At 71.8% G+C, this 23,970-nt stretch carries 24 protein-coding genes; 9 read left to right on the top strand and 15 right to left on the bottom strand.

What is annotated here, in order from left to right; translation table 11 throughout:
- Positions 1 to 13 precede the first annotated feature (13 nt).
- The 4 genes from ACFQ6S_RS08990 to ACFQ6S_RS08975 all read right to left on the bottom strand — a co-directional run bounded on the left by ACFQ6S_RS08990 (position 14) and on the right by ACFQ6S_RS08975 (position 3,952).
- Positions 14 to 367, bottom strand: coding sequence for a UBP-type zinc finger domain-containing protein (locus ACFQ6S_RS08990; protein WP_383405308.1), 354 nt, complete (start codon positions 365 to 367; stop codon positions 14 to 16).
- Complete coding sequence (locus ACFQ6S_RS08985) at positions 364 to 1,803, bottom strand: ATP-binding protein (RefSeq protein WP_383405306.1); 1,440 nt, start codon at positions 1,801 to 1,803, stop codon at positions 364 to 366. The genes ACFQ6S_RS08990 and ACFQ6S_RS08985 overlap by 4 nt, the downstream gene beginning before the upstream one ends.
- Positions 1,800 to 3,476 (bottom strand): FAD-dependent oxidoreductase, encoded by a 1,677-nt coding sequence (locus tag ACFQ6S_RS08980; protein WP_383405304.1) that lies wholly within the window; start codon positions 3,474 to 3,476, stop codon positions 1,800 to 1,802. Before ACFQ6S_RS08980 ends, ACFQ6S_RS08985 begins: the two co-directional genes overlap by 4 nt.
- Before the next feature lie 119 nt (positions 3,477 to 3,595).
- The gene (locus tag ACFQ6S_RS08975; protein WP_383405302.1) at positions 3,596 to 3,952 is read right to left on the bottom strand and encodes a VOC family protein; all 357 of its coding nucleotides are present in this window, start codon (positions 3,950 to 3,952) and stop codon (positions 3,596 to 3,598) included.
- 62 nt (positions 3,953 to 4,014) lie between these two features.
- Between ACFQ6S_RS08975 and ACFQ6S_RS08970 the strand changes: the two genes are divergently transcribed.
- On the top strand, positions 4,015 to 4,887 hold the full coding sequence (locus tag ACFQ6S_RS08970) for a universal stress protein (protein ID WP_383405300.1): 873 nt from the start codon (positions 4,015 to 4,017) through the stop codon (positions 4,885 to 4,887).
- A 23-nt stretch (positions 4,888 to 4,910) separates the two neighbouring features.
- Here the strand turns inward: ACFQ6S_RS08970 and ACFQ6S_RS08965 are convergent, their stop codons facing one another.
- The 4 genes from ACFQ6S_RS08965 to ACFQ6S_RS08950 all read right to left on the bottom strand — a co-directional run bounded on the left by ACFQ6S_RS08965 (position 4,911) and on the right by ACFQ6S_RS08950 (position 8,903).
- Positions 4,911 to 6,146 (bottom strand): DUF4032 domain-containing protein, encoded by a 1,236-nt coding sequence (locus tag ACFQ6S_RS08965; RefSeq protein ID WP_383405298.1) that lies wholly within the window; start codon positions 6,144 to 6,146, stop codon positions 4,911 to 4,913.
- Between the two features lie 40 nt (positions 6,147 to 6,186).
- On the bottom strand, positions 6,187 to 6,933 hold the full coding sequence (locus ACFQ6S_RS08960) for an MBL fold metallo-hydrolase (RefSeq protein ID WP_383405296.1): 747 nt from the start codon (positions 6,931 to 6,933) through the stop codon (positions 6,187 to 6,189).
- Between the two features lie 49 nt (positions 6,934 to 6,982).
- Positions 6,983 to 8,164 (bottom strand): acyltransferase family protein, encoded by a 1,182-nt coding sequence (locus tag ACFQ6S_RS08955; protein ID WP_383405294.1) that lies wholly within the window; start codon positions 8,162 to 8,164, stop codon positions 6,983 to 6,985.
- A gap of 109 nt (positions 8,165 to 8,273) precedes the next feature.
- A complete protein-coding gene (locus ACFQ6S_RS08950) occupies positions 8,274 to 8,903 on the bottom strand; it encodes an alpha-ketoglutarate-dependent dioxygenase AlkB family protein (protein WP_383405292.1) in 630 nt (209 codons plus the stop codon).
- Positions 8,904 to 9,018: 115 nt separating this feature from the next.
- On the opposite strand from ACFQ6S_RS08950, the gene ACFQ6S_RS08945 reads away from it, so the two are divergent.
- Both ACFQ6S_RS08945 and ACFQ6S_RS08940 read left to right on the top strand, forming a co-directional pair.
- The gene (locus ACFQ6S_RS08945; protein WP_383405290.1) at positions 9,019 to 9,645 is read left to right on the top strand and encodes a TetR/AcrR family transcriptional regulator; all 627 of its coding nucleotides are present in this window, start codon (positions 9,019 to 9,021) and stop codon (positions 9,643 to 9,645) included.
- 24 nt (positions 9,646 to 9,669) lie between these two features.
- Entirely contained in the window at positions 9,670 to 11,343 is a 1,674-nt protein-coding gene (locus tag ACFQ6S_RS08940) for an FAD-binding dehydrogenase (protein WP_383405288.1), read from the top strand.
- Between the two features lie 22 nt (positions 11,344 to 11,365).
- On the opposite strand, the gene ACFQ6S_RS08935 is transcribed toward ACFQ6S_RS08940, so the two are convergent.
- Complete coding sequence (locus ACFQ6S_RS08935; RefSeq protein WP_383405286.1) at positions 11,366 to 11,716, bottom strand: DUF488 domain-containing protein; 351 nt, start codon at positions 11,714 to 11,716, stop codon at positions 11,366 to 11,368.
- Between the two features lie 105 nt (positions 11,717 to 11,821).
- On the opposite strand from ACFQ6S_RS08935, the gene ACFQ6S_RS08930 reads away from it, so the two are divergent.
- From ACFQ6S_RS08930 to ACFQ6S_RS08920, 3 genes are read left to right on the top strand one after another with little or no spacing between them, the layout of a single operon-like run.
- A complete protein-coding gene (locus ACFQ6S_RS08930) occupies positions 11,822 to 12,562 on the top strand; it encodes a hypothetical protein (RefSeq protein WP_383405284.1) in 741 nt (246 codons plus the stop codon).
- A gap of 27 nt (positions 12,563 to 12,589) precedes the next feature.
- Positions 12,590 to 13,285, top strand: coding sequence for a response regulator (locus ACFQ6S_RS08925; protein ID WP_383405282.1), 696 nt, complete (start codon positions 12,590 to 12,592; stop codon positions 13,283 to 13,285).
- On the top strand, positions 13,282 to 15,102 hold the full coding sequence (locus tag ACFQ6S_RS08920; RefSeq protein ID WP_383405280.1) for an ATP-binding protein: 1,821 nt from the start codon (positions 13,282 to 13,284) through the stop codon (positions 15,100 to 15,102). The genes ACFQ6S_RS08925 and ACFQ6S_RS08920 overlap by 4 nt, the downstream gene beginning before the upstream one ends.
- A 25-nt stretch (positions 15,103 to 15,127) precedes the next feature.
- Here the strand turns inward: ACFQ6S_RS08920 and ACFQ6S_RS08915 are convergent, their stop codons facing one another.
- Together ACFQ6S_RS08915 and ACFQ6S_RS08910 are read right to left on the bottom strand one after the other, a co-directional pair.
- Complete coding sequence (locus tag ACFQ6S_RS08915; protein ID WP_383405278.1) at positions 15,128 to 15,361, bottom strand: WhiB family transcriptional regulator; 234 nt, start codon at positions 15,359 to 15,361, stop codon at positions 15,128 to 15,130.
- A gap of 106 nt (positions 15,362 to 15,467) precedes the next feature.
- Entirely contained in the window at positions 15,468 to 16,685 is a 1,218-nt protein-coding gene (locus tag ACFQ6S_RS08910) for a saccharopine dehydrogenase family protein (protein WP_383405276.1), read from the bottom strand.
- 121 nt (positions 16,686 to 16,806) lie between these two features.
- Here ACFQ6S_RS08910 and ACFQ6S_RS08905 point away from each other — a divergent pair, with 121 nt between their 5' ends.
- Positions 16,807 to 17,511, top strand: a complete 705-nt coding sequence (locus ACFQ6S_RS08905) for a TetR/AcrR family transcriptional regulator (protein ID WP_383405275.1) — start codon at positions 16,807 to 16,809, stop codon at positions 17,509 to 17,511.
- Between the two features lie 36 nt (positions 17,512 to 17,547).
- Here ACFQ6S_RS08905 and ACFQ6S_RS08900 read toward each other — a convergent pair whose 3' ends face one another.
- Positions 17,548 to 18,456 (bottom strand): LysR family transcriptional regulator ArgP, encoded by a 909-nt coding sequence (locus ACFQ6S_RS08900; protein ID WP_383405273.1) that lies wholly within the window; start codon positions 18,454 to 18,456, stop codon positions 17,548 to 17,550.
- Between the two features lie 66 nt (positions 18,457 to 18,522).
- On the opposite strand from ACFQ6S_RS08900, the gene ACFQ6S_RS08895 reads away from it, so the two are divergent.
- Entirely contained in the window at positions 18,523 to 19,137 is a 615-nt protein-coding gene (locus ACFQ6S_RS08895) for a LysE/ArgO family amino acid transporter (protein ID WP_383405271.1), read from the top strand.
- Between the two features lie 78 nt (positions 19,138 to 19,215).
- Complete coding sequence (locus ACFQ6S_RS08890; RefSeq protein ID WP_383405269.1) at positions 19,216 to 20,529, top strand: MFS transporter; 1,314 nt, start codon at positions 19,216 to 19,218, stop codon at positions 20,527 to 20,529.
- 3 nt (positions 20,530 to 20,532) lie between these two features.
- Here ACFQ6S_RS08890 and ACFQ6S_RS08885 read toward each other — a convergent pair whose 3' ends face one another.
- The 3 genes from ACFQ6S_RS08885 to ACFQ6S_RS08875 all read right to left on the bottom strand — a co-directional run bounded on the left by ACFQ6S_RS08885 (position 20,533) and on the right by ACFQ6S_RS08875 (position 23,825).
- Positions 20,533 to 20,988, bottom strand: coding sequence for a cyclic nucleotide-binding domain-containing protein (locus ACFQ6S_RS08885; RefSeq protein ID WP_383405267.1), 456 nt, complete (start codon positions 20,986 to 20,988; stop codon positions 20,533 to 20,535).
- Between the two features lie 341 nt (positions 20,989 to 21,329).
- Positions 21,330 to 21,551, bottom strand: coding sequence for a hypothetical protein (locus ACFQ6S_RS08880; RefSeq protein WP_383405265.1), 222 nt, complete (start codon positions 21,549 to 21,551; stop codon positions 21,330 to 21,332).
- Between the two features lie 36 nt (positions 21,552 to 21,587).
- Positions 21,588 to 23,825 carry an FUSC family protein gene (locus ACFQ6S_RS08875; RefSeq protein WP_383405263.1) on the bottom strand — a complete coding sequence of 746 codons (2,238 nt, stop codon included), beginning with the start codon at positions 23,823 to 23,825 and terminating at the stop codon, positions 21,588 to 21,590.
- Positions 23,826 to 23,970: the final 145 nt, after the last annotated feature.

Raw genomic sequence — 23,970 nt, 5'->3', positions numbered from 1 at the left:
CGGGGAACTGCGTCTATCCACGCAAGGTCTTGGCCCAGTCCGCCGGCACCCGGCCCGCCGGCCCCGGCGTCGGCTGGTCCGCCGGATGGCTCGCCGGGGGAGCCAGGTCGGGCCCCGACTCGAACATTTCATTGGTGTCGTAGTTCCAGTACCAGGCCTCGCCGGGCTCGAAGCTCTGCACCAGGGGATGTCCGGTGTCCTGGAAATGCGCCGTCGCGTGCTTCGCGGGCGAGCTGTCGCAACACCCGACATGCCCGCACTGCGCGCACCGACGCAGATGGAACCACCATCCGCCGGCCTTGTCGCACTCCGGACACCCGCTGCCGCTCGGCGGCACGCTCGGATCGATACCGTTGATGTCGGTCATGAGGCCTCCTCGGAGGTGAGCGGGAGCAGCACCTGGAAACGTGTGTCGCCCGGCTCGGACTCCACCTGGATGGTGCCGTGGTGCTTGTTGGTCACGATCCGCCAGGAGATGTCGAGGCCGAGCCCGGTGCCCTCGCCCACGGGCTTGGTGGTGAAGAAGGGATCGAAGATCCGCCCCCGGTTCTCCGCCGGGATGCCGACCCCCGTGTCGCGGAACTCCACCAGCAGCCGGTCGTGATCCGGCGCCGTCCGCACCGTCAGCGTCCCCTCACCGCCCGCACTCTTGATCGCCGCGACCGCGTTGTCGATCAGGTTCGTCCACACCTGGTTGAGCTCCGCCGGGTAGGCCGGGATCTTCGGCAGCGTACGGTCGTAGTCCTTGACGACGTCGATCCGCTGCCCGATCTTGCCCGACAGCATCAGCAGGGTGCTGTCGAGGAGTTCGTGGACGTCGGCGTTCTGGAAGGGCGCGCGGTCGAGCTGGGAGTACTGCTTGGCCGCGTCGACGAGATGCGAGATGCGGGTGGTCGAGTCGTTGATCTCGTCCATCAACAGCTCGGTCTCGACGGTGTAGTTGAGCCAGCCGATCGCGCTCGGCAGGATCTCCTCGTCCACCGCCGCCGCGACCTGGTCCAGCCAGTCCTCGTCGAGACCGGCCTGGACGAAGGTGGGCGCGATCCGCCAGCCGTCCTGGATGTCGTGGTCGTCGAGCCAGTCGGTGACCGTGTCCTCGCGGTCGGCGGCCTCCAGCGGACTGAGCGTGGGGGCCTTGGCGACCCGCTCGGCGGTGCGCTCCTGGAGGTCGATGAGGTTCGCCATGACCTCGGGGGAGTACGAGCCCTGAGCGATGATCGCCAGCTTGTGCCGCATCTTGCCGACCCGCTCGCGCAGCGTCGCGGTCGCCCGAACGGCCGCCGCGGCGGGGTTGTTGAGCTCGTGCGTGAGCCCGGCGGACAACGAGCCCAGCGCCAGCAGCCGTTCGCGCTGTCCGATGGCCTGCTGGGTGCTCTTCGAACCGAAGAAGAGTCCCTCCAGCAGATGCACCGCCATCGGGAACCACTCCTGCATGATGTCCGCGAACGTGTCGGCGGGCAGCACGAAGAACCGTGTCGGCTCGGTGACGTGCATGGAGTTGTTGTAGACCTGCCGCACCCGGTCACCGAGGTACGCCTGCATGGACCCGGCGTACACCCCGCGCTGGGAGGTCCGGGTCACCTCCACATCGTCCCCGGCGACCCGCCGGTACAGCACGACCGTGCCCTCGATCATCACGTAGAAGCAGGTGGCGGGATCGCCCTCCGTGTACACCGGGCCGGGCTCGTACTTCTCCACCCGTCCCTCGCTGCACAGCCGGCCGAGCTGCTCCGGCGTGAGCTTCTCGAAGAGGAACAGCGACCCGATCTCCGCGGGCTCGCACGGGATCAACTGCTCGCTCATGACTGCTCCAGGTAGCGGTGGACGAGCATCACGGCCATGGCTCCCTCTCCGACGGCGGACGCGACACGCTTGGCGGACTCGGAGCGCGCGTCGCCCGCCACGAACACGCCGGGCACATTGGTCTCCAGGTGGTACGGCGGCCGGTCCAGCTCCCAGCCGGCCGGCGGCCGCCCGTCGGCGGCGAGGTCGGGTCCCGCCAGGATGAACCCGCGCTCGTCCCGCAGCACCGCCTCGTCCAGCCAGTCGGTCAGCGGGGCCGCGCCGATGAACACGAACATCCACTCGGCGTCGACGAGTTCGGTGCGCCCGCTGTCCACGTCGCGCAGGGTCACCTGCTCCAGGTGGCCGGAGCCGTGCGCGGACTCGACGACCGTCCGGGGGCGCACCGAGATGTTGGGCGCCTCCTCGATCTGCTGCACCAGGTAGTGCGACATGGACGCCGACAGCGACCCCCCGCGCACCAGCAGCGTCACCGACTTGGCGCCCCGCGCCAGATACATCGCCGCCTGTCCGGCGGAGTTGGCGCCGCCGACGATGTACACATCCTGACCCTGACAGGCGGGCGCCTCCGTGAGCGCCGACCCGTAGTACAGCCCGCGGCCGGTCAGGTCCTCACAGCCCGGCGCCTGCAACTGCCGGTAGGACACACCGGTCGCCAGGATCACGCTGTGCGCGGCGACCGCCGACCCGTCCGAGAACCGTACGATCCGGGCGGAGCCGCTCACCTCCAGTCCCGTCACCTCGCGCGCGGTGAGGATCTCGGCGCCGAACCTCGTCGCCTGACGCCGGGCCCGTTCGGTGAGCTGGGCGCCCGACACGCCGTCCGGGAAGCCGAGGTAGTTCTCGATCCGTGAGCTCTGCCCGGCCTGCCCGCCGGTCGCCGACCGTTCCACCAGCACGGTCCGCAGCCCCTCCGACGCCCCGTACACGGCCGCGCCGAGCCCGGCCGGGCCGCCGCCGATGACGACGAGGTCGTAGAAGTCGGCCGTCGGCGTCGTCGCCAGACCCACCTTCGCGGCCAGCTCGGGTGCCTCCGGCGCCACGAGGGGCGTCCCGTCGGGCGTCACCACCAGCGGCAGCCGCTGCCCGTCCTGCTCGGCGGCGGCCAGCAGCCGTTGTCCCTCCGGCTCGTCGGCGGAGTACCAGCGGTAGGGCACCTGGTTGCGGGCCAGGAACTCCCGCACCTCCGAGGAGCGCGCCGACCAGCGGTGCCCGACCACCTTGGTGCTGGGCACGGGCCGGTAGTCGCTGCGCCGCCACGCCTCCAGCAGGTCGTCCAGGACGGGGTAGAGCTTCTCCTCCGGCGGGTCCCACGGCTTGAGCAGGTAGTGGTCGACGTCGACGACATTGATCGCGTCGATCGCCGCGCTCGTGTCCGCGTACGCGGTCAGCAGCACCCGCCGCGCACCCGGGTACACGTCCAGGGCCTGTTCCAGGAACTCGATGCCGTTCATCTGGGGCATGCGGTAGTCGGCCAGGATCACGGCGACGAGGTCGCCGCGCAGCTTCAGCTCGCGCAGCGCCTCCAGCGCGGACTCGCCGGACTCAGCGCGCACGATCCGGTGCGACTCGCCGTAGCGCCGCCGCAGATCGCGGGCGACCGCCCGGGAGACTCCCGGGTCGTCGTCCACGGTCAGGATGACGGTCCGCGCTGCTTCGGCGGCCTGTGCCATACGTCTCCCACCCCGAGAGTCCGGTGTCGGGGCACGGCGCCCCGTCGTCACCGGCCCGGTCCTGCCCATCGTATGTTCGATCGCCCCGCTCCGCGCGGGTATGCCGGACCCTGTCGGTGTCAGCCTCGGCGCGGCCCGAGCACGCAGAACTCGTTGCCCTCGGGGTCCGCCAGCGTGACCCACGGCTCCTCGCCGGTCTGCCCGACGTCGGCGTGGCGCGCGCCGAGCGCGAGGAGGCGGCCGACCTCCGCGTCCTGGTCGTCGGGACGGAAGTCGAGATGGAGACGGTTCTTGATCGTCTTGCCCTCCGGGACCGGCCCGAAGATCAGTCCGGGCAGCCGGTCCCTCTCCTCCCGGATCTCGTACTCCTCGGCCGAGTCGTTCAGCACGACCCAGCCGAGTGCCTCGGCCCACCAACGGCCCAGGGCCACGGGATCGGCCGCGTCCACGTTCACCTGCTCCCACTGCAACGTCATGGCCGCAGCGTAGTGAAGACTGGGTGCGACGGACGTGACCGCGACACGAGGAGGCAGCCGGAATGACGCGCCCGATCACCGCAGGGGTGGACGGATCGGAGGAGAGCCTCGCCGGGCTGGCCTGGGCCGCCCGCGAAGCCGTCCGCCGCGGGCTCGCCCTGCGGGTGGTGCACGCCTGGCGGTTCCAGCAGCACGACGCGATCGACGCGGGGGACGAGCGCACCCAGGCCGAGTGGGTGCGCGACGGGCTGGCCGAGGCGGCCCGCACCGTCACCGAGCGGCACCCGGGCCTGGACGTGACCACCGACGTCGTCGAGGGTGCGCCCGCCGACGCGCTCGTCGCCGCCGCGGGCGAGGCCGAGATGCTGGTGCTGGGCTCGCGCGGCCACGGCCGGGTCGTCGGGTTCCTGCTGGGCTCCGTCGGGCAGCAGGTGATCGCCGGCGCCACGCGGCCCGTGGTGCGGGTGCGGGCCGGGGACGAGCCGTCCGGCGAGGCCGCCGGACGCGAGATAGTCGTGGGACAGCAGGGCGAGGCCGAGGACAGCGCCGCCATACTGAGGTTCGCCTTCGAGACGGCCGCGGCGCGTGGCGCGACCGTGCGCGCCGTGCGGGCCTGGACCCTGCCGCCGCTGTTCGCCTACAGCCCGGGATCCCTGAAGCTGCTGGACGAGGCCGGGGGACTGGAGCCGTACGAGAAGAAGGCATTGGGCGAGGCGCTGCGGCCGTGGCGGGAGCGCTTCCCCGACGTCCCCGTCGTCGAGCACGTGGAGATGGGCAGCGGCGGGCAGGTGCTGCTGTCGGTCTCCGGGCGGGCCCAGCTGCTGGTCGTCGGGCGCCGTGTCCGCCGCACGGCCGTGGGCGCCCGGATCGGCTCGGTGGCGAACGGCATGCTGCACCTCGCGGACTGCCCCGTGGCCGTGGTGCCGCACGACTGAGTCAGCCGGACCGCTGTCAGACCTCAGTCGGACATCGTCGGCTGCAGCGTCTCGCGGGCCGTGGGCAGGATGTTCTTGATGTAGTCCTCGACCACCGTGTCCAGGCCTATGTCGTGCTGCGCCCGCTCGGACAGGTACCAGCGGTGTTCGAGCAGCTCGTGGTAGATCTCGGCCGAGTCCATGGCGCCGCGCAGTGCCGGCGGCACGGCCCGCACGGTGGGCCGGAAGACGTCCCGCACCCAGCGGTGCGCGAGCACCTCCGGGCTGGCGCCGAGGGGGTCACCCGGGTCGTAGTCGTCCTGGGTGGCCATCCAGCTCTCCAGGTCGTTCAGCAGCCGCCGGGCCTGGTTCTCCTCGGTGTCCAGGCCCGTCAGGCGCAGCAACTGGCGCTGGTGGTGGCCGGCGTCGACGACCTTCGGCACGAACGTGACCGTGTCGCCGTTCGCCGCGTGCTCGATCTGCATCTCGGCCACGTCGAAACCGAGGTCGTTCAGTCGGCGTATCCGCCGCTCTATGTAGTGGTACTTGCCCGCCGGGTAGACGGAGGTGCGGGTCAGCTCCTGCCACAGGCTCTGATAGCGGGCGCAGATCTCGGTGCCGAACTCGATCGGGTCGACGGAGGGGTGGAGCGCCCCCGAGGCCTCCAGGTCCAGCAGCTCGCCGCTGATGTTGACCCGGGCGAGGTCCAGGTCGTAGTCGCGCTGGCCGACGCTCAGCTGCGGATGCAGATCGCCGGTCTCCGCGTCCACCAGATACGCGGCGTAGGCGCCCGCGTCGCGCCGGAACAGGGTGTTGGACAGCGAGCAGTCGCCCCAGGCGAACCCGGCGAGATGGAGGCGGACCAGCAGCACGGCCAGCGCGTCCATCAGCCGGTGCATGGTCGCCGGGCGCATGGTCGTCTCGAACATCGAGCGGTACGGCTGCGACCCGCGCAGATGGCGGGTGACCAGGACCGACTCCAGCGGGCCACCGCCGGCGTCGGTGCGGCCGGTGACCACGGCCAGCGGGTCGACCGCGGGAATGCCGAGACGGTCCAGGTCGCGCAGCAGCTCGTACTCCCGCAGGGCCGGGCGCTCGGCGAGCTCCTTGACGGCGATCACCTCGCTGCCGGCCCGGGCGTAGCGCACGATGTGGCGGGAGATGCCGCGCGGGAGCGGGACGAGGACTTCCTCCGGCCATTCCTCCAGCGGCAGCTGCCAGGGCAGCTCCAGCAGCAGGGCGGGGTGCTCCGGATTGGTCGCGCTGATCTGGAGTGCCATGGGCCGTTCGTCCTCGCCTCGCGGTGATCGTCAGCTCACCCTAAAGGGCGCGCTCCCGGGCCTGAAGAGCAGCTTCCCGCACCGGGCCCCGGTGCAGCGGCCCGTGTCCGGGCAGGAGTACGTCGCCCTTGAGGCCTTCGAACACGGCCAGCGACGCCACGGCCTTCGCCCGCTCGTGGTGGAACATGTCCGGCAGCAGCTGCGGCCCCTTGATCCGCGAGGTGGGGTGCCCGCTCACCAGCGCGTCGCCCGCGATCACCACACCGGCGTCCGGGAGGTGGAAGGCGCAGTGGCCGTCGGTGTGGCCGGGCGTGTGCACCGGCACGGGGCGGCCGGGCAGATCCAGCGGGCCGGCCGACGGGAACGCCTCGGGGGAGGTCACCGGGACGTGCGCGGTGCCGCCGGATCGGATCGCGTGGATCGCCCAGGGCAGGACACCCGGCCGCCAGCCGTTGCGCAGGACCGTCCCGACGTTCACCTGGTGCAGGAACTCCCGCCGGGCGTGCGGCACTTCGGCCTCGTGGAGGTATATCGGCGTGGCGTACGTGGTGCGCAGGTACTCGGCGTTGCCCAGGTGGTCGGTGTGCGCGTGCGTGATCAGTACGGCCGTGACCGCCTCCGGTGAGCTGCCCACCTCCGCCAGCGAGGCGAGCAGCTTCGGCCGGTCCCCGGGATAGCCGGTGTCGATCAGCGTGACCGCGTCCCCCTCGGTCAGGATCACCCAGTTCGTGTTGCTGCCGTGCACCAGATAGGTGCCGTCCGCGACTTGCTGCACATCTGCCCGCATGATCGTCCCGCGTGGTGAGGTCTGTGCCCGACGGACACAGCAAAGCAGATCAACGTGACGGTGTGACCGGTGGGTCGGGACGCATCCCGAACAGGAACCTCGTCAGCCGCGTTCTGCGCACCACACCCTCGTACAGGGCGAGGATCACCACCAGTGAACCGGTCACGATCACCGCGTACTCGACCACGATCGGCGCCGGCCGGCCCACCACGCCGTACGCCAGCGCGACCACCACCGGCTGGTGCAGCACGTACAGGGGCAGCGCGGCGATCCCGAGGTAGACCATCGCCCGTGACGGCGCCCGGGCCTCGCGCGGCCGGTCCAGCAGCCCGAGGATCGCCATGACCCAGCACCAGCCCGCCGCCCCGAACACGGCCCGCGTCACCAGCGCGAACGGGCTCCCGTCGGTGAACGGGTCGTCCAGCGAGACGAACCCGGGCGCGGTTCCCGCGAACAGCACGAGCCCGGCCACGCCCACCGGCACGGCGAGCCTGCGCAGCGCGGCACGCACGCGCGCGTCGTCGGCGAGGGTGTGGCCGAAGACGAAGAACACCAGGTAGGCCCAGCGGTTCCAGCCCGCGAAACCCTCCTCCATGCCCAGGAACGCGTTGATCACGGCGACCAGGAGGAGGGGCAGGAGCAGCAGGGCAGGGCGCCGCTCGACCGTCTGCCCCACCGCCTCCGCCCGTGCCGCCAGCGGCGCCGCGACCGGGGCGAGGAGCAGGCTGAAGGTGAGCAGGAGCACGACGAACCACAGATGGCCCGTCTCGAAGTGCTCCCCGGCAAGGATGAAGGGGAAGTCGGCCGCGTCCAGGTGGACCGTGAGGAAGCGGGGCCAGAAACGCCAGTACGACTCGTCGTAGCCCGGGTCGGCGGCCCGCAGCCGCAGCCACTGGGGGAGCGGGCACAGGAAGAGCGTGCCGAAGACCAGCGGAACGCCCAGGCGCAGCAGGCGCTCCCGGGCGAAGGACGCGGATCCGCGCCGGCGGATCGAGTGGCGGGAGCCGAGCCCGGCGACGAGGAACAGCATGGGCATCGCCCACACGACCCCGAACCCGGCGAGCACGGTGACGGCCTCGGTCGTCTGCGTGTTCTTGACGTAGAAGTCGTCGTCCGGCGAGAACACCAGCGAGGAGTGGAAGAAGACCAGACCGAGGACGACCAGGACGCGCAGCGTGTCGAGTTCGCCGCGACGGGGAGCGGTGGCCGGGAGCTGCGTCTGGGCGCTCATCCGGACCAGTGTGGAGGCGCGGCGGGGCTTCGCCCAGAGGAAGGGCTGCCTCCGGCACCGTCCGCCGGAGGCAGCCCCCGCGTGCGCCCGAAGCGGCCGCCTCTCCGCCTCAGTGCACGCCGTGCGGGCGGAACTGCACGCTGATGCGCGGTCCCGTGGCGCGTGTGGTCTTCGGTATCGAGTGCTCCCAGGTCCGCTGGCAGGAGCCGCCCATCACGATGAGGTCGCCGTGCCCCAGCGGCCGGCGCACCGTCTCGCCACCGCCCCGCATCGGGCGCAGCAGCAGATCCCGGGGCGCGCCCACGGAGAGGATCGCGACCATGGTGTTCTCGCGGGCGCCCCGCCCGATCCGGTCCCCGTGCCAGGCGACACTGTCCCGGCCGTCGCGGTAGTAGCAGAGCCCCGCCGTCGTGAACGGCTCGCCCAGTTCCTCGGCGTAGTGCGCGGACAGCGTGTCCCGGGCCTCGGCGAGGACGGGGTGCGGCAGTGCGTCGTCGGCGCCGTAGAAGGCGAGCAGTCGCGGTACGTCGACCACGTGGTCGTACATCGTGCGCCGTTCGGCACGCCAGGGGACCTCGCCGGCCAGCGCTTCGAACAACGCGTCGGCCCCGCTGAGCCAGCCGGGCAGGACGTCGATCCATGCGCCATGCGCGAGCCGGGTGCGGCGGATCCCGGGGAGGGAGCCGAGCCGCAGCTCGTCGGTCTGATCGAACAGGGAGCCCTGGAGGTGCGTGGCCATGCTTTCAGCGTACCCGTGAATCGAAAATCTGTTCCCATCAATTTCTTCGTACGTTCCGGCTCTTTGGATACATTGCTGTATCGGATACATTCACGTATCGAACGGAGGTGCCGGCATGACGGTCCAGGAAACGACCAAGCGCGTCACCAGGCGTCGCGTCCGCACGCGGGCCAATCTCCTCGACGCCGCGTTCGCCGTGTTCGCCGCCAAGGGGTTCGGCCGCGTCTCCATCGAGGAGGTCTGTGAGGCCGCCGGGTACAGCAGGGGCGCCTTCTACTCCAACTTCGACAGCTTGGACGAGCTGTTCTTCGCTCTCTACGGGGAGCGCGCCGACGTGATCGCGGAGCAGGTGTCCGGAGCGCTCGCCCTGGACGGTCCGGACCTGGACGTGCCGGCCGCCGTGGACCGGGTGACCGACGTGCTGCTGCTGGACCGCGACTGGCTGCTGGTGAAGACGGACTTCCTGGTGCACGCCGCCCGCCACCCGGCCGTCGCGCAGACCCTGCTGGAGCATCGCGCCCGGCTGCGCGGGGCCATCGCCGAACGGCTCGCCCGCGCGGCGGGTCACACCGAACTGCCCGCCGTCCTCGGCGACATCGACGGCGCAGCCCGCGCGGTCGTCGCCGCGTACGACGGAGTCACCACCCAACTGCTGCTGGACAAGGACGTCGAGCACGCTCGGGAGTGGCTGGGGCAACTGCTCACCGCGCTGCTCACCGACGGCAGCGACACCACCCGATGAGGACATGAGGAAGGGACGGTCGCCATGGATGCCGACGTCATCGTCGTCGGAGCGGGACTCGCGGGCCTGGTCGCCGCGAGCGAACTGACCAGCCGGGGCCGCAGGGTCGCGCTGGTGGACCAGGAGAACGCCGCCAACCTCGGCGGGCAGGCCTTCTGGTCCTTCGGCGGGCTCTTCCTCGTCGACTCCCCGGAGCAGCGGCGCCTGGGCATCAAGGACTCCCTCGACCTGGCCTGGAACGACTGGCAGGGCAGCGCCCAGTTCGACCGGGCGGACGACGAGGACTCCTGGGCGGTGCGCTGGGCGCGTGCGTACGTCGAGTTCGCGGCGGGCGAGAAGCGGGCCTGGCTGGACACGCACGGCATCAAGTTCCTGCCGACGGTGGGCTGGGCCGAGCGCGGCGACCTGCGTGCCGACGGCCACGGCAACTCCGTGCCCCGGTTCCACATCGCCTGGGGCACCGGCACCGGCGTCGTGGAGCCGTTCGTCCGGTACGCCAAGCAGGCCCAGAGCGACGGGCTGCTCACCTTCTACCACCGGTACCAGGTCGACGAGCTGGTCATCGAGGACGGCGCGGCGCGCGGCGTGCGCGGCACGGTCCTGGCCGAGGACCACTCGCCCCGGGGCGTCGCCTCCAACCGCGACCAGGTCGGAGAGTTCGAGCTCACCGCCCAGGCCGTGATCGTCACCTCCGGCGGCATCGGCGCCAACCACGACATCGTCCGCCGCCACTGGCCCGAGCGCCTCGGCACCGCGCCCACCGAGATGGTCACCGGCGTCCCCGCCTACGTCGACGGGCGGATGCTCGACATCAGCGACCGGGCGGGCGTACGGCTGGTCAACCGCGACCGCATGTGGCACTACACCGAGGGCCTGCAGAACTGGGACCCGATCTGGCCCGGCCACGGCATCCGCATCCTGCCCGGACCGTCCTCCATGTGGTTCGACGCCCTCGGCCGCCGCCTGCCCGACCCCTGCCTGCCGGGCTACGACACCCTCGGCACGCTCAAGCACCTGCGCACCGACGCGGACATCGCCGACCACGACCACTCCTGGTTCATCCTCACCCAGAAGATCATCGAGAAGGAGTTCGCGCTCTCGGGCTCCGAGCAGAACCCCGACATCACCGCCAAGGACCGCGCCGGGTTCCTCAAGGAGCGGGTGCTCGGCAAGGGCGCCCCTGGACCCGTTTCAGCGTTCCTGCGCAACGGCGCGGACTTCGTGACCGCCTCCAACCTGGAGCAACTGGTCGGCAAGATGAACCAGTTGACGGACAAACCGCTCCTCGACGCGGAGGGCATCCGGCGCCAGATCGAGGCCCGCGACCTGCAGATCGCCAACCCCTACAGCAAGGACGCCCAGGTGCAGGGCATCCGCAACGCCCGCCGCTACATCGGCGACCGTCTCGGCCGCGTCGCCACCCCGCACCGCATCCTCGACCCTGCGGCCGGCCCGCTGATCGGCGTCAAGCTGCACGTCCTGACCCGCAAGACCCTCGGCGGCGTCCAGACCGACCTCGACTCCCGCGCGCTCGGAGCCGACGGCACGCCCATCGACGGTCTGTACGCGGCGGGCGAGGTCGCCGGTTTCGGCGGCGGCGGTGTCCACGGCTACAACGCCCTGGAGGGCACCTTCCTCGGCGGCTGTCTGTTCTCGGGCCGGGCGGCGGGCCGGGCGGCGGCGCGGCAGACGGCCTGACCGTGGTGTGCGGCCCGTCTCCTCACGCCTGGAGGAGACGGGCCAGCACCGCGGCGTGACTCTCCTCGGGGGACTTCGACGCGGTCAGCAGCGTCACTTCGCCCTTGCTCGCCAGCTCCCGCACATGACCGACGAGTTCGGCCGCCTCGGGCTCGGCCAGCTCCGCACCGTAACGGCCCGCGAACTCCTCGTAGGACGCCTCACCCGCGTGATACCAACGCCGCAGCTCGGTGGACGGGGTGAGCCCCTTGGGCCACTCGTCCACCCGCGCCGCGTCCTTCGACAGACCGCGCGGCCACAGCCGGTCGACCAGGACGCGCACTCCGTCCTCGGGCTCGGGTGCTTCGTAGACGCGACGGATACGAACGCTCATGGCCGGGCCCTTCTCGGGTGCGAGTTCTCGGGTGTGTGCTCTCGGTGCGGCGGGCAACCCGTCGGTCCTGACGAGTTCCTCACAAGTGTCGGTCAGGGTCGACTCATGATCACGTACAAGCCCCGTGTCGCCCTGCTGGCCGCGTCGCTGCTGATGACCGGCTGCGGCGTCGGTGCCGCGGCGACGCCGGACCACGAACCCGCCGCCGTCAGGCCCACGACCGGTAAGCCCATGCCCGACATCGCCCTCGAAGCGGCCCCGCAGCAACTGCCGGGCCTGGGCCCCGGCACCTGGGCGAAAGTGCCCTCCGAGGCCCGGCAGGCGGTCGTGGTGACCGGACAGGGCAGGAACTCCGCACGGTCCACGGTCGTCCTGTACGAGCGCACCGACACCGGCTGGGAGGCCGGCGCCGAGTGGCCCGCCCACAACGCCCTGCGCGGCTGGACCGAGCGGCACCGCGCCGGTGATCTGCGTTCGCCCATCGGCGTCTTCACGCTCACGGACGCCGGAGGCCTGCGGCGCGACCCCGGCAGCAGACTGCCGTACGACCACGGCGTCGGATTCACCGCGACCGGCAGCGGCTTCGAGGGCGAGCCCCTCGCGGGCTCCTTCGACTACGTGATCGCCATCGACTACAACCGTGAGCCCGGCAAGTCCCCCCTCGACTGGACCCGCCCGCTCGGCGCCGGACGCGGCGGCGGCATATGGCTGCACGTCGACCACGGCGGGCCCACGCAGGGCTGCGTCAGCATCGCGCGCGAGCACATGAGGGAACTGCTGCTCGCACTCGACCCCGACCGGCATCCCGTCGTCGTCATGGGCGACGCCGGCTCGCTGGCCCGCTGAAACCCGGGCCGCTTAGGATTCCGCCGCGTGTGCGCACATGTGCTGGTCGCCGAGGACGATGAGATGCAGGCCGAACTCATCCGCCGCACCCTGCTGGCGGAGGGTCACACCGCCACCGTGGTCCACGACGGGCCCGCCGCCCTGGACGCGGTCCGGCGGCAGCGGCCCGACCTGGTGGTGCTGGACCTCATGCTGCCGGTGATCGACGGCTTCGGGGTGTGCCGGGTGCTGCGCCGGGACGACGACGTCCCGGTGCTGATGCTGACGGCCCGCTCGGCCGAGGACGATGTGCTGCTCGGTCTCGAACTCGGCGCCGACGACTACATGACCAAGCCGTACAGCCCGCGCGAGCTGATGGCCCGCATCCGTACGGTGCTGCGCCGCAGCGGGCGGGCCACCGGGCGGCGGGAGGAGCCCGTCGTACGCGCGGCGGGCATCGCCGTCGACCCCGTACGGCACGAGGTGCGGTGCGACGGGGCGGCGGTGGAGTGCACGCCCGCCGAGTTCGAGATCCTGCTGGCCATGGTCGCCGAACCCGAACGGGTCTTCTCCCGGCGGCAGTTGCTGGAGTGCACCCGGGGCACCGACCGGGCCTCCACCGAACGGGCCGTCGATGTCCACATCATGAACCTGCGCAAGAAGGTCGAGGCCGACCCGCGCAGGCCCGCGCGGCTGCTGACCGTCTTCGGCGTCGGCTACAAGCTCAGTGGAGGCCGCGGATGACCGCCCGGATACCGCTGCGCAAGCGTCTGCTGGTCCGGCTGCTGATCGCCTCGGTGCTGATCGCCGTGTGTTCGGTGGCGGCGACGGCCTGGCTGGCGGTGGAGACCACCACCCGGGCGCTGCGGGAGGAACAGGGACAGGTCCTCGCCGAGGACATGGACGTCCTCGCCCGGCTCAGCGGTCATGCCGCCACCCACGCCGACTGGAAGGGGGTCGAGGAGACGGTCCGTGAGCTGTCCGCGCGGACCGGTCGCCGGATCGCCCTCACCACCACCGACCGCCGGACCATCACCGACTCGGCGCCGCGCGGCACCTCGCTGCCACCGCGCGCCGCCGCCACGGTCGATCCCCTGCACATCGACACCTACACGGAGCGGGGAGCGCAGCGGGGCGGAGTCGATCCGCGTGTCGTGGGCCCGTACCGCGTGACCGACCAGGAGCGGGCCCGGCTGGAGAAGCTCGCCGATCTGCGGCAGCGGTGCTTCGCCCGCAACGGCTACGAGGCCACCGTCGTGCAGACGCCGAGCGGCCGGCCGGTCGTCACCGACCACGACGGACCCGTCGCGGGCGGAGTCGTGCCCGACGAGTGCGCCGACGGACTGCTCAACACTCCCACGCCGACCGAGGAAAAGGCCCTGTCCGACCTGAACGAGCGCGCCCGCGGCTGTCTCGAACGGCACGGACTGAGCGGCTCGGACGCATTCGTCGCGGTCGACGTGACCGAGAAGCAACTCGGCACCCGCTACCTCATGGGCAAGACGGTCAGGGCCGGCGACCGGGCGGCGCTGCGCGAGGCGGACCGCTGCGTCGACGAGGCACGCCGCGCCCAGCTCGACCCGTACGTCGCCCCCGTGGCCGAGCTGTACCTGGGCGGCGGGGAAACCTCCGCCGTCCGGTTCGACATGTCACCGGCCAACAAGGCCAAGGTCGTCGGCGCCGCCGGACTCGTCCTGGCCGTCACCGTGGCCGTGACGGCCGTCGTCGCCACCCGGCTCGTCCGCCCGCTGCGGGCACTGACGGAGGCGGCCCAGCAGCCGCCCGAACTGCATGTGCGGGTCCCCGTCACCACCCGCGACGAGACCGGCATCCTCGCCTCGGCCTTCAACGAACTCTCCGAGCGCCGGGAGCGGTTGGAGGCCCAGCGCAAGGCGATGGTCAGCGATGTCGCCCATGAACTGCGCACCCCGCTGACCAATATCCGCGGCTGGCTGGAGGTCACCCGGGACGGCCTCGTCGACCCGGATCCCGCGCTGCTCGCGTCCCTGCACGAGGAGGCCCTCGTCCTCCAGCGCGTCATCGACGACCTGCAGGACCTGGCCGCCGCCGACGCCGGCACACTGCGCCTGCACCGCGAGCCCGTCCGCGCCGACGAACTCCTCGACCAGGTCGCCGCCGCCCACCGCGTCGCCGCCGACACGGCCGGCGTCACCCTGCGCACCACGGCGGACGGCACGCCCTGGCTGGATGCCGACCCTGTCCGGATGCGCCAGGCGCTCGGCAACCTCGTCTCCAACGCCCTGCGCCACACTCCGGCCGACGGCACGGTGACGCTCGCCGTCCGGCGCGACGGAGACGACGTCGTCCTCGACGTCACCGACACGGGCACCGGTATCGACCCCGCAGACCTGCCGTATGTCTTCGACCGGTTCTGGCGTGCGGAGAAGTCCCGCAGCCGGCGTACCGGAGGCAGCGGGCTGGGTCTGCCGATCGTGCGGCACCTGGTCGCCGCGCACGACGGCACGGTCGAGGCGGCGAGCGAGCCCGGAGCCGGTTCGGTGTTCACGCTGCGGCTGCCGGCCGCCGCGGCGCCGGAGTGAGCCGGGCGGCCGCGAGAGCGGGCAATCACCCGGCCCGCTGCCGCAGCGCCCTTCGCTCGGCCTCGCTCTTGCCACCCCAGATCCCGATGAACTGGTCCATGTCCAGCGCCCAGCGCAGACACTGGTCCCGGACCGAGCAGCGCCGGCAGACGGCCTTCGCCTGTTCCGTCTGGAGCACCGTCGGTCCCGATGTGCCGATCGGGTAGAAGAGGTCGGGGTCCTCATGGCGACAGGCGGCCTGGTTTCGCCAGTCGTTCATCAAAGTCACCTGCGATCGTCGAACGTGCCCTCGTGGGATGCACTACTCGTTTTCGAGTCGCCTGTCGATGCGCAAGTGAAACCCCGTTGGATCCCGGCAGATCCGGTCACTGTTCCCGCATGCCCCACGGGGAGCCGTACGCGGTGAGCAGGTCCAGGAAGGGCCGGGCCGGGAAGGCCTCCGGGCCCAGCACACCCGCGCCCGACCAGGCGCCGCTGGCGAGGAGTTCGAGCGCGACGACCGGGTTGAGGGCGGTCTGCCACACCACCGCCTGGCTGCCGTACTCCGCCATGGACCACTGGTTGTCGACCACGTGGTACAGGTACACCTCGCGCGGCTGTCCGTCCTTCACGCCCCGCACCCAGGTGCCGGCGCAGGTCTTGCCGTGCATCCGCTCGCCCAGTGTCGCCGGGTCGGGCAGGCACGCGGCGACGACATCCCGGGGCGAGACCCGCACCGGCCCCTCGGCACCGGGCACGGTCACCGGCTCGGTGCTGTCCAGGCCCAGCAGGTGCAGCGTCTTCAGCGTGCTGACGAACTCCTCGCCCAGGCCGTACTTGAACGTCACCCGGCGCGCGTCGACCCAGCGCGGGACCAGCAGCACCTCCTCGTGCTCCACGTTCACACACTCGACCGGACCGATGCCCTCGGGGAAGTCGAACACCTCCGGCTCGCTGAAGGGCTCCGTGGTGAACCAGCCGCGCCCGCTCTCGTAGACCACCGGCGGATTGAGGCACTCCTCGATCGTGGTCCAGATGCTGAAGGACGGCGCGAAGTCATAGCCGTCCACGGTGAGGTTGGCGCCGTCCCGGATGCCGATCTCCCCGATCTCGTCGAACAGCTCATCGGCGGCGTACCGGGCGAAGACGTCCGACAGACCCGGCTCCACGCCCATGCCGACCAGCGCCAGCGCGCCCGCCTTCTCCCAGTCGGCCGCCTGCTCGAACTGGGCATCGCCCAGCTTGACCCCGCACTCCTCGTACGGCCGCTCCGGATGCGGCCGCGACAGCGACATCGCCATGTCGACATATGTGGCCCCGGCCGTGCGCGCGGCCTGGAACAGCGGCATCACGAAGCGCGGGTCGGTGGCGTTGAGGAGCACGTCGCAGGCGTGCCGCTGCAGCAGCGCGGTCACCGCCGCCTCGTCGCTCGCGTCGACGCGCTCCGCCAGGAAGCGGGCGTCACCGCCGAGGGCCGCGACGGCCGCCTCGGCACGCGCGGGGTCGTAGTCGGCGACCACCATCGCCTCGAAGAACGGACGCCGGGCGGCGATCCGGGTGACGGCGGTACCCACCCCGCCGGCGCCCACGAGCAGTACACGCATGACAAGTCTCCCTCGACTGAAGGTCCACTGAAAGGTCTACGACGTGGTGGGGCCCCGCCGGTGATACAACGCCGTCCCGTCACGTAAGGTCAATGGCGTTGGCATAAGAATGGAGGACGCGATGCCGAAACCGGTCGTACCGGAGGAAAAGCGGCGTCGGCGTCGTCCCACCAAGAGTGGCACCGTGCTGTCGGAGCGGCTGATAGTCGACACGGCGTTGCGCATGCTGCGCGAGCACGGCAGCGCCGGCCTGACCGCCCGCCGTCTCGGCCTGGCCCTGGACGCCGACCCGAGCACGCTGTACCGGTACTTCCGCGGCATGGACGAACTGATCCTGGCCATCGGCGACGCCCTCATGGGCCAGGCGCTCGAGGGCTGGGAGCCGACGGGGGAGTGGCGTGCGGACCTGCGCGCCGTCGGCCTGCGCATCCACGCCGCGTACCTGGCCCATCCGCAGGCCGCCGTGCTGACCACCAGCCGGGTCACCGGCCGGGCCAACGAACTCGCCGCCGACGAGGCCGTCCTGGACATCCTGCGCGGGGCCGGGTTCCCGTTGCCGGAAACCGTCCGCATCTACCACGCCTTCATCGACCAGACGCTTGCCTTCGCGGCGCTCGACGCGGCGTCGCTGGCGCTGCCGAGCGATGCGCTGCGCGCCGACGAGGACATGTGGCGGTCGACGTATGCGCGGCTGCCTCGCACGACGCATCCTCGGATCGCCGAGGCGGCCACGCTGCTGGCGGCGCGGATGGTGAACAGCGCGTATCCGACGGCACTGGAGATGCTGCTGGACAGTGCCGCCGGCCGGCTCGCGGCGCCCCGCTGACTGTCTGCGGCGCCGCAGGACGGTCCTCCGGCGCGCTCAGCCGCGCAGTGCCTGGGCCGCCGTCGCCGTCACCGCCTCGGTCACCGCCGCCAGCGCGGGCGAGTCCAGCTTCCACTGCTGCCAGTACAGCGGGACATCGACCGGGCGGTCCGGGGCGAGCTGCACCAGGCGGCCCGCCCGCAGGTGCGGTTCCGCCTGGGCCTCGGGGAGCAGGCCCCAGCCGAGTCCCGCGACCACGGACGACAGGAAGCCCTCCGAGGTGGGCACCTGGTGCCGTACCGCACTCGCGCCCGTGCGGGTGCGCCGCAGCCTGCGGACGAAGGCGTCCTGGAGGTCGTCGCTGCGGTCGAAGGTCATCACCGGCGCCCGCACGAGCGCGTCCCCCAGCGAGCCGCCGAGATGCCGCTCGGTGAACTCCGGGCTGGCAGCGGCCAGATAGCGCATCCGGCCCAGCGGACGCACCGAACAGCCCGCCACCGCGTCCGGTGACGAGGTCACCGCCGCCATCACCAGCCCCTCGCGCAGCAGCGTCGCCGTACGGCTCTCGTCCTCCCGGCGCAGCTCGAAGCAGAGCCGCGGCTCCTCGGGTACACGGGTGAGCGCCGCCAGGAACCACGTGGCCAGCGAGTCGGCGTTGACCGCGATCGACACCGGGGTCGCGTCCCCCGCTCCGCTCAGCCCCAGTTCGGCACGGGCGTCGCGCTCCAGCCGGGCGAGCTGGCGGGCGAACCGGACGACGACCCCGCCCGACTCGGTCGCCCGCACCGGCTTCGTCCGCACCAGCAGCACCCGCCCCGTGCGCTGCTCCAGCGCCTTCACCCGCTGGCTCACCGCCGACGGCGTCACATGCAGCGCGGCGGCCGCCGCGTCGAAGGTGCCCTCGTCCACCACCGCCAGCAGCGTCCGCACCTGGTCGAGAGGAAGCTCGGTCAGCTCTGTCTTCATATCTGCTAAAGATACGTAAGAATCTTTAGCTGTACGTCAAGAGATCGCTTCCTTAGCGTCAATGGCATGACAAACGCCTTGACCACCGCCGCCGCCGGATTCGGCACGGGCCTCTCCCTGATCGTCGCCATCGGTGCGCAGAACGCCTTCGTCCTGCGCCAGGGGATCCGCCGTGACGCGGTCCTCGCCGTCGTCGGCATCTGCGCCCTGTCCGACGCCCTTCTGATCACCCTGGGCGTGGCCGGCGTCGGCGCGCTGGTCGTGGCGTGGCCGGGAGTGCTGACGGCGGTCGCGTGGATCGGCGGGGCGTTCCTGCTCTGCTACGGCGTCCTCGCCGCACGCCGGGTCTTCAAGCCGGGCGGCGCGCTGCTCACGGACGGCGACGCGGCGGGGTCACGGCGGCGGGCGGTGCTGACCTGCCTCGCCATGACCTGGCTCAACCCGCACGTCTACCTCGACACCGTCTTCCTGCTCGGCACGATCGCCGCCGACCGCGGACCGCTGCGCTGGACGTTCGGAATCGGGGCCGTGCTCGCCAGCCTGTGCTGGTTCGCGGCGCTCGGCTTCGGGGCCCGGCTGCTGAGCCGTCACCTCGCCAAGCCCGTCGCCTGGCGCGTCCTGGACGGAGTGATCGCCGTGACGATGATCGCCCTCGGCGCCTCCCTCATCGCCGGAAGCTGAGACGCCCGTCCGAACGCCCGGCCGGTGCTGCCATAGTGATCCCCGACGAGAAAGATGTAACGAGCATCCAGGAAGCGCGTGGACACCAGCGAGAGCAGTACCGATCCCCAGGAGACCGATCCCCGGGAGAAGGACCCCTCCCCGGTGCCGCCCCGGCGACGCGGCTGGCGTCGCTGGGCCATGGACACCCGGCCGCTGCGCCGCCCGGCCTACCGCCGCCTGTGGTCCTCGACCATCGTCACGGCCGTCGGCAGCCAGCTCACCGCGGTCGCCGTGCCCAAGCAGGTCTACGACATCACCGGGTCCTCGGCCTGGGTCGGAGCCGCCAGCCTCGCCGGACTGCTGCCGCTCGCGGTGTTCGCCCTGTGGGGCGGGGCCATCGCCGACAGCATGGACCGCCGCAAGCTGCTGCTGATCACCAACAGCGGCATCGCGGTGACCTCGCTGCTGTTCTGGCTCCAGGCCGTCACCGGGCTGGAGTCGGTGGCGGTGCTGATGGTGCTGCTCGCCGTGCAGCAGGCGTTCTGGGGGATCAACGCCCCCGCCCGCAACGCCTCCATCGCCCGCCTGGTGCCGGCCGGTGAACTGGCCGCCGCCAACGCCCTCGGCTCGACCGTCATGCAGACCGGCCAGGTGCTGGGCCCGTTGCTGGCGGGCGTCCTCATACCCGTCATCGGCCTGGCCGAGCTGTACCTCATCGACGCGCTCGCCCTGTGCGTCACGGTGTGGGCGGTCGTACGGCTGCCCGCGCTTCCGCCCCTGGCTGCCGCCGTGCAACGCCGCGCGGGCGTACGCGAGATCGCCGCGGGCTTCCGCTACATCGCCCTGCACAAGGTGCTGTTGCTGTCCTTCCTGGCCGACATCATCGCGATGGTCTTCGGCATGCCCCGCGCCCTGTTCCCCCAACTGGCCGGCCAGACCTACGCGTCGTACGGCGAAGGGCTCGCCCTCGGGCTGCTGTTCGCGGCGATCCCGATCGGCGCGGTGGCCGGCGGGCTGTTCTCCGGCACGTTCTCCCGGGCCCGCCGGCACGGCTGGATGGTGATCGGCGCGGTCGTCGTCTGGGGCGCCGCCATCACCGGTTTCGGGCTGAGCGGCAGTCTGTGGCTCGCGGTGATGTTCCTGGCCCTCGCCGGGGTCGCCGACATGGTCTCCATGGTCTTCCGCGGGGCGATCCTGCTGTCCGCCGCCAGCGACGAGATGCGCGGTCGGATGCAGGGCGTCTTCACGGTCGTGGTCGCGGGCGGCCCGCGTCTCGCCGACGTCCTGCACGGCACGGCGGGCTCGGCCTTCGGGGCCCGTACGGCGACCGTGGGCGGCGGCCTGCTGGTCGTCGTCCTCATGCTGGGGCTGGCCGCCGCGGTGCCCGCCCTGCGGCGCTATCGCGTCTGACGCTCAGAGCACGCTGCGCCGGTGCTGCCGGTACTGCTCCATCAGCTTGCCCCGGGTCATCTCCAGCCGGTACGCGAGGATTTCGGCGACGTGCCGCACCAGCGTCAGACCGAGTTCGGGATCCTCCTCGCACAGCCGCAGGACCGCAGCCGCGTCGAACTCGTAGGCGCGCACCGGGCTGAACGCCTCCGCGCCGAAGTCCCACTGGAACGGGGGGAACAGCCAGGACCACCCGAGCAGATCGCCCGCGCCGAGGCTGGCGACGGTGACCCGCTGCAGCGACGACAGGCGCTGGTCGAGGGAGACGGCGCCCGAGCGGATCACCCAGAAGCGGTCGGCCGTGCCGCCCGGCTCGAAGATCCGGGCGTCCTCCGGGAAGGAGACCTCCTGGGCCAGCGACATCAGGTGCCCGCGCTGCGGCGGCGGAAGGGCGGTGAGCAGTTTGATCGCTTTGGTCATGACACGGGGCTCCTCGCCGAGGACTGAGGTTCCGGTGCGTTCCCTGCGTCCATTTCAGCGGCTGCCGCCGCCCTGAGCACCTCGGCGGAGGGTGATTACCGGCGGATTCTTGCCCACAGGTCGTCGAGGGCATGAAAAAGCCCTGGCTGGACGGGGGAGGCCAGCCAGGGCCGTAGATGGTGGTGCAGGGGGGACGGATGCTGTCTACCCCGAGACCACGTATGGATGAACCGTAAACCATCTAGGGGGATCGCGCGTAACCGAGACCGGGGTACGTGACCGGTTTCGCTGGGCTGCGGGTTTCAGGTGCCGATCTCCGGTGCGCGTCCCGGAGGCGGCTTTCAGGTCCGCTCGGCGTGCCTGCCCGGGGTCAGGATCTCGTCCAGGACCGCGATCACGGTCTCGAAGGCCAGCGTCCGTACGCCGGCGTCGCGGGCCGCCTCCGGGTCGGTCGCCCTCAGGGTCTCGCTCCGTGCCCGCCATGTCCGCTCCTCCTGCCGGGCACAGGCCCTGGCGCGCTGCATCCGTCGCAGCAGTTCGTCTGAGTCCACGACATCGGTCATGAGTTCCGCGTACCCAGTTATCGGCCCGACGTGCGGTCATCCTTCCGGCGCCCGCACGGGCACGCCGAGGGGTCGGGCCAGACCGGTCACGCCCTCGTCGAGGCGTTGCAGGTGCCGCAGGACGCGATCGGTGACCCGGCCGTAGCGCGGTGCGCCGGGGCTCGTCGGTCCCAGCAGGGAGGCGATGCTCGGTCCGGTCTCGATCTCATCCTTGGCATGTTCGTCGGTGACGTGCGCGGTGATCGCGTCGAGGTTGTGCGTGATGCGACCCGCGGCGCGGCGCAGCCGGGGATCCGCCGCGATCGAGGGATGGGTGGGCAGCAGCTCGGCGGTCGCCGCCAGCGTCCTCGCGTGGTAGGCGCACGTCTCCAGCAGGGCCACGACATAGCGGGCGGTCTCCCGCCGGGCCCGCAGCGGTGTCACCGGATGCGTGAGCGGCTGGATGGCGGCCCGCAGGTCGGCCAGTGCCTGGTCCAGGTCGCGCGATTCGTCGAGCAGTTCGACCGGCGGCCCGCCGCTGAGCTGTTCGACGGCGCTGCGGGTGACGTTGCCGAGATGTTCCAGCACGGTGGCGAGGAGTTCGTTGGTGCGGCGGTCCGTCTGCACCGGCAGCACGAAGGCCGCCGCGATCACTCCGCAGGCCGCGCCCAGCGCCGTCTCCTCGATGCGCAGCACGAGCACCGAGAGGCTGTAGGTGTGCAGCAGGGTGTAGAGCAGCCCCAGCGCAGCCGTCACGAAGAACGACGACAGCGTGTAGGACAGCGGCGCCGAGTAGAACACCGCGAAGACGAACAGCAGCACCAGCACGAACGCCGTCCAGGTGTGGTGTCCTACGGCGCCCGCCAGCACGATTCCGGCCAGCACGCCGAGCACGGTGCCCAGCAGCCGGCGATAGCCCTTGACCAGGATCTCGCCGGTGGAAGCGGTGTTGAGGAACACGATCCAGCAGGTCAGCACCGCCCAGTACCAGCGGTCGCGGGACAGCAGCTCACCGCCGACCATGGCCAGCGCCGACCCCACGGCCACCTGCACGGCGGCCCGGGTGGTGGGCCGCTGCAGTCCGCCCGGCTCCTCGGTGGGGGCCTCCTCCTCGGCGTCGAGCACGGCGTCCTCCGCGTCCAGCTCCTCGCGGGAACGGGCGGTGGCCGGGGAGTCGTCCGACTCGTCCTGGGCCCCGCCGAGCGCGATGCGCAGCCCGAGCACGGCACGAGCGGTCTCGCCGACGGCCCGGAAGACGTCCTGCACGGGGGGCGGGGCGACCGGCAGGTTCTCCTCGTCGCGGTAGCCGAGCAGCCGGTTGCGCAGGTGGGACACCGAGGCTCCGGCGGCGACGGGGCGCAGGACGAGCAGCCGCAGCGCGTCGAGGTCCCGGCGCAGGGTCGCGGTCGCCGCGTCCTGTACGGGCTGGCGCCCGCCCGAGGGGACGGGCGCCCCCGGCAGATGCAGGGCCAGCGTGTCCACCCGCTCGGCACCGCGTGCGCGCAGCAGCGACAGTCCCAGGCGCTCCGCGGCGATCTCGGCGTCCGCGACACGGCGTTGCACGAGCCGGGCCAGGGCCTGGTCGGCGGCCCCGGCGTCCAGCCGGCCCTGGATCAGCAGTGCCGTCTCATGCAGGCGCGCGGTGCCCTCGCGTACGTGCTCCAGGGCCCGGTCCGCCTCCTCGGGACCGGCGTCGAGCAGGTCGAGCTGGGCGGACAGCAGCTGGGCCAGGCGGGCACGGAAGGCCTCGCGCAGCCGCTGGAGCACTCCCGTCGGTGTCTCGAAGACGAGCAGGAAACGCACCACGGCGCTGCACGCGAAGGCCACGGCGACCGAGCGGAACAGCGCGGGCAGGTCGCTCACGGTGGCGCCGACGAAGAGGGACACGAAGTAGATCTGGAAACCGATCAGGCCGAGTGCGGTGCCGCGTTCGCCGAACCGGCGGCCGTAGACGGCACAGAAGATGAGCGTGACGAAGACCAGGTCCCCGGCCAGGACGTTGCTGTGCAGCGCCGCCGCCAGGGTCATGGACGCCAGCGCCACCGGAAGTCCCAGGGCGAGCGTGACCGCCTGCTGTTCGCGCTGCTTCTCCCGGATGGCGAAGGTGGAGACCATCGCCGCCAGCGCCCCCGCCACCAGATGGGTCACATCGGTGCCCAGCAGGGCGAGCACGGCGACGGAGAGGGCGATCGAGCCCGCCGCGCGCAGGCCCGCCGCCAGCCTCAGCAGGCCGGGGTCCGACGCGGCGACACGGTGGCGCAACCGCGGCCGGACCGGCTCTCCCGCTGACTTCACGCCGTCGTACTCTCTCCCGCTCTCTTCGTGGTCACGGCGTGGGGGGGGAGGGGGGGGGGGGGAAAACCCACCCCCCCCCCCCCCCCCCACACCCCCCCCCCCCCCCCCCCCCCCCCCCCCCCCCCCCCCCCCCCCCCCCCCCCCT

The sequence above is a fragment of the Streptomyces sp. NPDC056479 genome (genome assembly GCF_042795335.1).
Lineage (GTDB): Bacteria > Actinomycetota > Actinomycetes > Streptomycetales > Streptomycetaceae > Streptomyces.
Note: the sequence above shows the minus strand (reverse complement) of the source record. Positions and strands in the feature narration are given on the sequence as shown.

What these genes read in the sequence shown, in the direction of transcription:
- ACFQ6S_RS08940 (WP_383405288.1), top strand. Translation starts at nt 9,670, where the DNA reads ATGGATGCCGACGTCATCGTCGTCGGAGCGGGACTCGCGGGCCTGGTC.
- ACFQ6S_RS08985 (WP_383405306.1), bottom strand. Translation starts at nt 1,803, where the DNA reads ATGAGCGAGCAGTTGATCCCGTGCGAGCCCGCGGAGATCGGGTCGCTG.
- ACFQ6S_RS08945 (WP_383405290.1), top strand. Translation starts at nt 9,019, where the DNA reads ATGACGGTCCAGGAAACGACCAAGCGCGTCACCAGGCGTCGCGTCCGC.
- ACFQ6S_RS08905 (WP_383405275.1), top strand. Translation starts at nt 16,807, where the DNA reads ATGCCGAAACCGGTCGTACCGGAGGAAAAGCGGCGTCGGCGTCGTCCC.
- ACFQ6S_RS08915 (WP_383405278.1), bottom strand. Translation starts at nt 15,361, where the DNA reads ATGAACGACTGGCGAAACCAGGCCGCCTGTCGCCATGAGGACCCCGAC.
- ACFQ6S_RS08975 (WP_383405302.1), bottom strand. Translation starts at nt 3,952, where the DNA reads ATGACGTTGCAGTGGGAGCAGGTGAACGTGGACGCGGCCGATCCCGTG.
- ACFQ6S_RS08885 (WP_383405267.1), bottom strand. Translation starts at nt 20,988, where the DNA reads ATGACCAAAGCGATCAAACTGCTCACCGCCCTTCCGCCGCCGCAGCGC.
- ACFQ6S_RS08895 (WP_383405271.1), top strand. Translation starts at nt 18,523, where the DNA reads ATGACAAACGCCTTGACCACCGCCGCCGCCGGATTCGGCACGGGCCTC.
- ACFQ6S_RS08920 (WP_383405280.1), top strand. Translation starts at nt 13,282, where the DNA reads ATGACCGCCCGGATACCGCTGCGCAAGCGTCTGCTGGTCCGGCTGCTG.
- ACFQ6S_RS08955 (WP_383405294.1), bottom strand. Translation starts at nt 8,164, where the DNA reads ATGAGCGCCCAGACGCAGCTCCCGGCCACCGCTCCCCGTCGCGGCGAA.
- ACFQ6S_RS08980 (WP_383405304.1), bottom strand. Translation starts at nt 3,476, where the DNA reads ATGGCACAGGCCGCCGAAGCAGCGCGGACCGTCATCCTGACCGTGGAC.
- ACFQ6S_RS08990 (WP_383405308.1), bottom strand. Translation starts at nt 367, where the DNA reads ATGACCGACATCAACGGTATCGATCCGAGCGTGCCGCCGAGCGGCAGC.
- ACFQ6S_RS08880 (WP_383405265.1), bottom strand. Translation starts at nt 21,551, where the DNA reads ATGACCGATGTCGTGGACTCAGACGAACTGCTGCGACGGATGCAGCGC.
- ACFQ6S_RS08900 (WP_383405273.1), bottom strand. Translation starts at nt 18,456, where the DNA reads ATGAAGACAGAGCTGACCGAGCTTCCTCTCGACCAGGTGCGGACGCTG.
- ACFQ6S_RS08930 (WP_383405284.1), top strand. Translation starts at nt 11,822, where the DNA reads ATGATCACGTACAAGCCCCGTGTCGCCCTGCTGGCCGCGTCGCTGCTG.
- ACFQ6S_RS08950 (WP_383405292.1), bottom strand. Translation starts at nt 8,903, where the DNA reads ATGGCCACGCACCTCCAGGGCTCCCTGTTCGATCAGACCGACGAGCTG.
- ACFQ6S_RS08965 (WP_383405298.1), bottom strand. Translation starts at nt 6,146, where the DNA reads ATGGCACTCCAGATCAGCGCGACCAATCCGGAGCACCCCGCCCTGCTG.
- ACFQ6S_RS08960 (WP_383405296.1), bottom strand. Translation starts at nt 6,933, where the DNA reads ATGCGGGCAGATGTGCAGCAAGTCGCGGACGGCACCTATCTGGTGCAC.
- ACFQ6S_RS08970 (WP_383405300.1), top strand. Translation starts at nt 4,015, where the DNA reads ATGACGCGCCCGATCACCGCAGGGGTGGACGGATCGGAGGAGAGCCTC.
- ACFQ6S_RS08935 (WP_383405286.1), bottom strand. Translation starts at nt 11,716, where the DNA reads ATGAGCGTTCGTATCCGTCGCGTCTACGAAGCACCCGAGCCCGAGGAC.
- ACFQ6S_RS08910 (WP_383405276.1), bottom strand. Translation starts at nt 16,685, where the DNA reads ATGCGTGTACTGCTCGTGGGCGCCGGCGGGGTGGGTACCGCCGTCACC.